Genomic DNA, 6,636 nt, shown 5'->3' with positions numbered 1-6,636 from the left:
GGTATGGGAGGATTTCCAGGCATGGGTATGGGAGGATTTCCAGGCATGGGTATGGGAGGATTTCCAGGCATGGGTATGGGAGGATTTCCAGGCATGGGTATGGGAGGATTTCCAGGCATGGGTATGGGAGGATTTCCAGGCATGGGTATGGGAGGATTCCCAGGCATGAGTATGGGAGGATTTCCAGGCATGGGTATGGGAGGATTCCCGGGCATGGGCAAGGGAGGATTTCCAGGTTCAGGTATGGGAGGATTCCCAGGAATGCAATAACCTTGATTTTTAATACTTTATATCTGGATAGACTACACTTAGTTGGATAGAAAAGTTAAGATCAAATAGATTAAATTTAACCTGAATTAGGAGAATCAAGCTTAAAATGAAGCCTGAATGAATAAAGCCCCAATCCCTTCAAAATAAAAGGATTGAGGCTTTTTATTTTGTATAATCCCGACTGAGTTCGAATTAGCGATCTAATAGCTATTTTATCGCTTTTATATGTTTAACACGAAGCACTTTTTTAGCGCTTGTCCTGCTGCGTAAATAAATTTCACTAGCTAAGCTTCTCAATAATTAATGATGCAGCATTAATTTTCTGTCCGCTTAGAATTGGGAGTAACACATTTGTAGTCGGTCCTATATTTCTAAGTTGTAGTATTGAACATCTAGGAATATTGATAATAGCTTGTCCGGTGAGCATTAGACTCGCTCCATCCACTTGTCTTTGTATACCATAATTAGTAAGTCGCCCACCTACTAAAGAATTATTTAAAATTAAACCATATACTGAAATAGAAGCAGGACCATCAATTAATAATATAAATTCGATTTTATAGTCTCCTGGTTTAGGTATTATTAGGGTGTCACTAGGTGGGGTAAACACTATATGATTTAATGGGCCATTTCTATTAAATATTACGTTTGCACCTGATTTGACCTCTATAGGATTGTTACCCACAAGTGTAACGTAACCATAAGCTGGCTTCGGCAATATTATGCATCTCCTCATTTACTCTTTTTATCATTTTATGTGATCAAGTTAAAAATGAGTGTATGCTTGTCTAGTAAAAATTAATTTATACCCTTAAGCTATAGTTAGTACATAATACCGGATCTTTTTATTATAGAAGAAACTTGATTAATACTATTTGAAATAGGTACATCCCGCTGACAGAGACGTTCACCGAAAACTTCGTCCTATCGTATGCTACTAGTTGGAATTACAGTTTTGTAAGTAATTTTCATACTCTGCAAGCCATACTACCATCAAGTTTTTTAATTCAATCGTTTCAATTTCGCAAGTATTCTCTTTTTCTTCATAATAACGATGAACAATTTTAGTATAATCTGCTTGTATTTTCAAATCGCAGCTATTTCCACCTATTTCAAGATGGCTAACTTCGCCATTTAATACTCTATTAAGATATTGCAGACCATGCTCACTATGGATATCGTCTTCTAACAAATCTGAGACTAAAGAAATTTCATTTGGTAAACGAATTCTTAGCCCACCAAATGGATGATGCCAAAATTCATATGAATATTTCATTGATATAACCTCACTATCTTTTTGTGTATTGTGGATAAGTAGTGGCATTTTCTTCATTCTCAATAATCATCTCAACCTTGAATGAGGAAAAAGTTTACCCTTGTAGAATTGTATCACCTATAAAAATAAAAATTGGATACCATAGTCACAACAGAATTAAAAGAAAAGGATATTAAGAGGCATGAGCCTCGTACAAATACCGAGCCCATGCCCAAGAAGAAGCTTAATTAATTTGTCTAACTTTATGCAGATCACTTCATAGAAACTGCTTTTCTTTTAGTTGTTATCTTTATAAAATTTTTGCGCTTTTCCCCAAGCTTCAATTAGCTTTCTTAATTGGATTGTTTCAATTTTACATATATTAGGATCGTGGATAAGCGATTATGGTTGTATCATTGATGGTGAGTGGCTGTTTTCATCATGCAAGGGAGACAAAGCGATCTCACTAATGCAAGCATATTGCCAGTTAAATAAAGCAGCAGACTTTGCGGGTCTGTAATTATAGTTTAAGGAAATTGTTTGGATATTGGTACTATAAACAACATAAAGATGTAACCGAGTTGCAAAAGATATTAAATCATAGTCATTCTTTGATTACATTACGATACAGCGGAATTACAGAAGAACAAATAGAGGACAGGTTAAAAACGTTATCTGATTAGATAGCGTATTTTATTTTCTTTGATAGGTAAATGAAAAAACATAGGTAAATATTCTGGATTGTTGCATAGTATTTTGGAGAGGTGATAATTTATGGGCAATAAAAAATGGGGAGATAGGGATTGGACCTGGTTAGCAGGGATTTTAATTGTGATAATTATTTTTCTAATAGCTAATGTTTTTGATTATGTACACATTGAAGCCAATTTTTCTATAATATCTAGTGCAGTATCAATAGCTTTAGCTCTTGTAGCTATTTTCATTGCACTTAAACAAGATAGCGACAATCAACGAGTCAACAATCAAGTTTCTTATGTGTTACACGAAATATCAGCCAATGTAAAAAAAGTGGATGCTAAATTAGACCCTAATGTACTAAAAAGCGTTAGTAAAATTAGTGAAGAAACAGTAGATGAATATAGTCAAGAAATTGGAAAAAAAGATTCATATACAAAAGAAGAAGTTGATGAAATTCTTAATAAATTTAGTAAAGATATAACAGTAAATATTAACGGAATTTTAAATGAGAATGCTATAAAAGCAGAGGCTAATAGTGAGTATTCCTGTAGACATGCTCACGAGAGAATGTTTTGAGTATAATTGAAGAAAAAATGGGGAAATATTTACTGGATGTACGAGAAATAAAAGTATACAAAAATAGGGGATTTGTAAGCGGTAAATACTCCCCGTAAATACAAGCATGGGATTCTTAACTCTAATATTGGATTAATAGCTATATATTTAAAGTTAAGCACTCGATTATTTGAGTGTTTTTTGTTGTGTGAAAATTACTAAGTAAGGCTTTGTTTTTCCTGCTGTCTCAAAACAATTTTGAGGCATTGGCAGGTGGGAAAGATAAAATTTAAAGTAATGCATTACATTTCCGTCATTTCAGGGGTATGTAATGCGAATTTTGAGAAGAGATTAGACTTAAGTCAGAGAAGAGCGATACAGTTGACATCTGGTTTGGATTTCGATGAAGAGAAAGCTCGTCAAATATGTAAGGAAATGCTTCAAGCATGTCCTTGTGAAATTGAACAGTTCTGTGTAATTAGTCTTGATATGAGAGGCTATGGATTGAAATCAGTTAAAGCTAATATATTAAATGAAAATTTAGATCCGTTTGATGAAGAAGACTGGAGCAACCTTATTACTGTCGCTTCTAGTGATAATGATAGCAAACAACAAGAACAGCAGCAACATGATATGACGGTTCCGTTGAAAAAAGCACAAGAAAACGCCCTTAGGTTTCGCTTTATGTGCTTTTCTTATTTTTATATTGTATGAATTTCGCATACTATCTTGATTACAAAACGTATATTTATCGTTTTGTAAAATAAATAATTCTGATTTTTCTGTCGTTTGTTTAGAAACAACAAAACTAAGGATAAAGTCCATGAAGACAGAAAATTCTGGTAAAATTAAGTTGGTATACATAATATGGATGAGGAGGATTTATATGTCGGTAACTATGGGTAGCGAAAAAGTTACAAAGTTATTGAATAATTGGTATGTTGAAATTCGTTCAAGAAACATTACTAAAGCACATTGTATGAAAGAACAGATTGATAGCATGATCCAAGAATTAAAAGAGGAAGAACGGGAGTCATTAGAGGGGAAGAATTTACTACTATATTATTCTCTTCTCGATTTTCGATATAGTTACTTAATTGATAATGTAAGTTTATCTCAAGAAAGCTTTGATAAGATTGAGTCTTTCAAAATACCAAAAGATGAGTTTCTATCTTATTATTATCATTTTTTTAAAGCAATTCATAAGGGTGCAACGGGCAGATATAATGAGGCAAGCGAACATTTTGATAAGGCAGAAGAATTTTTAAAGGGTATTCCTGACGAATTGGAAATGGCTGAATTCTATTACAAATTAGGTTCATTTTATTATGATATATATCAAGGTCTTTTAGCGATTAAGTATGTTAGTAAAGCAAAAGAGATTTATCGTAAATTTAATGGATGTGAAATAAACATTGCTTTTTGTGAAAATTTATTAGGTTTAGCTTGTACCCATTTAAAGGAGTGGGAACTAGCAGAAGAACATTTTGCAACTGCGATGAATCAATTTCAAAAGATGGATGAAGAATATTATATTTTAATGGTTCGACACAATTTTGGTTTGTTATATGCAAGTCAAAATCTTTCCACATTAGCAATTCGTTATCTTTCTGAAGTGGTTGAGAAGAAGCCTAAACATTATAAAGCTATCTTTGTTAAAGCGAAAGAGCATTTTAAACTTAAGGAACATGAAATAGTAAGAGAACTAATTGAAAAAGGATTGCAAATTTGTAATGAGTTGAAACATGAGGAATATCAGCATCGTTTTATGATTTTAGATGCGCTGAATGAAGATCTTCCTGCTGAAAAACTTGAAAAAGTAGTATTAGCAGGAGCTAAGTATTTTGAAAGAGAAGAGTTATATACGTATATGCAAGACTCTATGGAAGAGTTAGCGATTAAGTTTTATCAAGAGGATAACCATTCTAATGCTAGTAAGTATTTTTATTTAAGTACACAAGCGAGAAAAAAAGCAGTTGATAAGGAGGCATTGAAATGAAAAAAACAATGACTATTTTAATGGGGATGGTAACGGTATTAACTTTAACATTTGGCGTGCAAATACCTGTAGAAAAACAACAAACTCCGGAATTTACAAGATATGCAGATGGAGATCATCACTAAAAGTACTTTGTTATATTTTGATTGAAGTGAGTTCGGAAATGAAATAGGTGCAAGGAAAAAATCATACGAATGTGAAGTGACCCAAAAAGTTAGACAGGTTATTTCATTAAGCAACTTTCGGGTCATGAACTCGGTATTGTACCGGGCTCATGACCTTTAGTTTTGCCTTAATTCTTTTATGATTATAGTATTCAATATACTTTGCTAGTTTTTGCTTAAATTGTTCAACACTTTCAAATTCTTTTAAATAAAGAAATTCTGATTTTATGATGCCAAAGAAGTTTTCAATCACTGCGTTATCGTAACAGTTTCCTTTACGCGACATACTTTGCGTAATGCCATGGTTATTGAGAGAATGACGGTATTGTTTCATTTAATAGCGCCAACCTTGATCAGAATGAATAAGGAGTGTGACCACCTGATAGAAATGAACACATTTTTGGGAATTTGTGCACAACTGTGGTCGCTTGACATGGAGGCTCTGCGTACAAGATGTTCTTGCAAAGCCGCATCATATAAAGAAATTCGCAATGCTACCTAGCCTCTATCATGCATGCTTCTCTATGTAAAGTGAATGCTTTGAACTGGAAAAAGGTGTTTAGCCTTATCAAGCTTTGTTAGATAAATATTATGGTGCTGGAACAATCATAGCTATAGACCGTTATCACTTAAACCTTGAGGTTAGTTTATTGCATAAGTGTAGCAAGTGCCACAGGAAATTTTACGTTATGCCCTCGAATATGATTGATTTTAGTTTAACAACAAAAGTTGATTAAATATTAAGAATAGAGTAATTATGTTCAATCCTTAGTCTAAAGTGGTTCATTATTCGTATTTGATCCTCAGTTAACCTCTCTTTATTCCAGTACATGTGCATTAAATTATATTCAAATATTTCCTTTAATTTAATAAATAGCGAAAGTTTCCCTAACATCTCTGGAGATATATCATTTTCCTCTTGATATCCGTCGATTATTGCTTTCGTAATAGAACGCCCATAGTCAACGATGTTGCCATTCCCTACAAACGAATACTCCAACGCACTATATATGGGAACAGCTAAATCAAATATATAATAATGTTTTTCGCAATCTTGAAAATCAACCATTGTCAATTTCGAATCACTATCTACTAATATGTTTTCTAACCATAAATCCCCGTGTAGTAAACCATATGTAGAATGACATTTTGGCAAATTTTTAATTGTAGATAAAACTTCATGTGCAATTTCTCTAATAGTACTTTCTTCTTTAGGGATATATTTATGAAAATCATATTCCTCATTATCATGCCAATCGTTGATATATTTAGCCGGCATTATATTTTCAAATTCCCTTGATAAACGATGTAATCTACCAATTTGTCGACCTAATTCTTTTAATACATTGGCATTCCATTGACTTCTTGGTAAGTGTACACCAGAAGCTGCCTTATATAAAACAGTTAAAACGTCCTTATCAAGTGTTATCTTTTCTACTAATTTACCGTTTAAAGAAGATATGCCTGGCGGGACACAAAATCCTTCATTATATAAAAAGTTTGTATATTTAACCTCTTCTAACTGTTCATCATATGTTTTATAGTTCGTTATTCTAGCAAAGAAGTTACCTTGTTCTGCAATACACCGATACATTTCATTTGTTACTGATTCAACTTTAATAAAATTCACTGGATATATTTCGTTAAGTAATTCAAGTATCTTTTGTTCCATATACGTTTTAATTCCTCCAATC

At 32.9% G+C, this 6,636-nt stretch carries 9 protein-coding genes and 1 pseudogene; 6 read left to right on the top strand and 4 right to left on the bottom strand.

What is annotated here, in order from left to right; genetic code table 11:
* Positions 1-270: hypothetical protein (locus ACIGHG_RS01590; RefSeq protein ID WP_396546839.1), on the top strand; the 270-nt coding region annotated here is incomplete at its 5' end.
* Positions 271-550: 280 nt separating this feature from the next.
* Here the strand turns inward: ACIGHG_RS01590 and ACIGHG_RS01585 are convergent.
* Entirely contained in the window at positions 551-988 is a 438-nt protein-coding gene (locus tag ACIGHG_RS01585) for a hypothetical protein (RefSeq protein WP_396546837.1), read from the bottom strand.
* Positions 989-1,207: 219 nt separating this feature from the next.
* The gene (locus ACIGHG_RS01580) at positions 1,208-1,603 is read right to left on the bottom strand and encodes a hypothetical protein (protein WP_396546835.1); all 396 of its coding nucleotides are present in this window, start codon (positions 1,601-1,603) and stop codon (positions 1,208-1,210) included.
* Positions 1,604-2,061: 458 nt separating this feature from the next.
* Here ACIGHG_RS01580 and ACIGHG_RS01575 point away from each other — a divergent pair, with 458 nt between their 5' ends.
* From ACIGHG_RS01575 to ACIGHG_RS01555, 5 genes are all read left to right on the top strand, one after another.
* Entirely contained in the window at positions 2,062-2,208 is a 147-nt protein-coding gene (locus ACIGHG_RS01575; protein WP_396546833.1) for a site-specific integrase, read from the top strand.
* Between the two features lie 91 nt (positions 2,209-2,299).
* Positions 2,300-2,800: a hypothetical protein gene (locus tag ACIGHG_RS01570; protein ID WP_090915173.1), complete on the top strand. Its 501-nt coding sequence runs from the start codon at positions 2,300-2,302 to the stop codon at positions 2,798-2,800.
* 276 nt (positions 2,801-3,076) lie between these two features.
* The gene (locus tag ACIGHG_RS01565) at positions 3,077-3,493 is read left to right on the top strand and encodes a DUF5986 family protein (RefSeq protein ID WP_396546831.1); all 417 of its coding nucleotides are present in this window, start codon (positions 3,077-3,079) and stop codon (positions 3,491-3,493) included.
* A 172-nt stretch (positions 3,494-3,665) separates the two neighbouring features.
* Positions 3,666-4,778, top strand: a complete 1,113-nt coding sequence (locus ACIGHG_RS01560; protein ID WP_336471453.1) for a response regulator aspartate phosphatase — start codon at positions 3,666-3,668, stop codon at positions 4,776-4,778.
* Complete coding sequence (locus ACIGHG_RS01555; protein WP_336471454.1) at positions 4,775-4,903, top strand: Phr family secreted Rap phosphatase inhibitor; 129 nt, start codon at positions 4,775-4,777, stop codon at positions 4,901-4,903. Before ACIGHG_RS01560 ends, ACIGHG_RS01555 begins: the two co-directional genes overlap by 4 nt.
* Before the next feature lie 106 nt (positions 4,904-5,009).
* On the opposite strand, the pseudogene ACIGHG_RS01550 reads toward ACIGHG_RS01555, so the two are convergent.
* Both ACIGHG_RS01550 and ACIGHG_RS01545 read right to left on the bottom strand, forming a co-directional pair.
* Positions 5,010-5,312: pseudogene (locus ACIGHG_RS01550) on the bottom strand (IS3 family transposase); the annotation flags it as partial.
* A 363-nt stretch (positions 5,313-5,675) separates the two neighbouring features.
* Complete coding sequence (locus tag ACIGHG_RS01545; RefSeq protein ID WP_396546829.1) at positions 5,676-6,614, bottom strand: phosphotransferase enzyme family protein; 939 nt, start codon at positions 6,612-6,614, stop codon at positions 5,676-5,678.
* Between the last annotated feature and the right edge of the window lie 22 nt (positions 6,615-6,636).

It is taken from the genome of Bacillus sp. NPDC077411 (genome assembly GCF_044543425.1).
Taxonomy (GTDB): Bacteria; Bacillota; Bacilli; order Bacillales; family Bacillaceae_G; genus Bacillus_A; species Bacillus_A bruguierae.
Note: the sequence above shows the minus strand (reverse complement) of the source record. Positions and strands in the feature narration are given on the sequence as shown.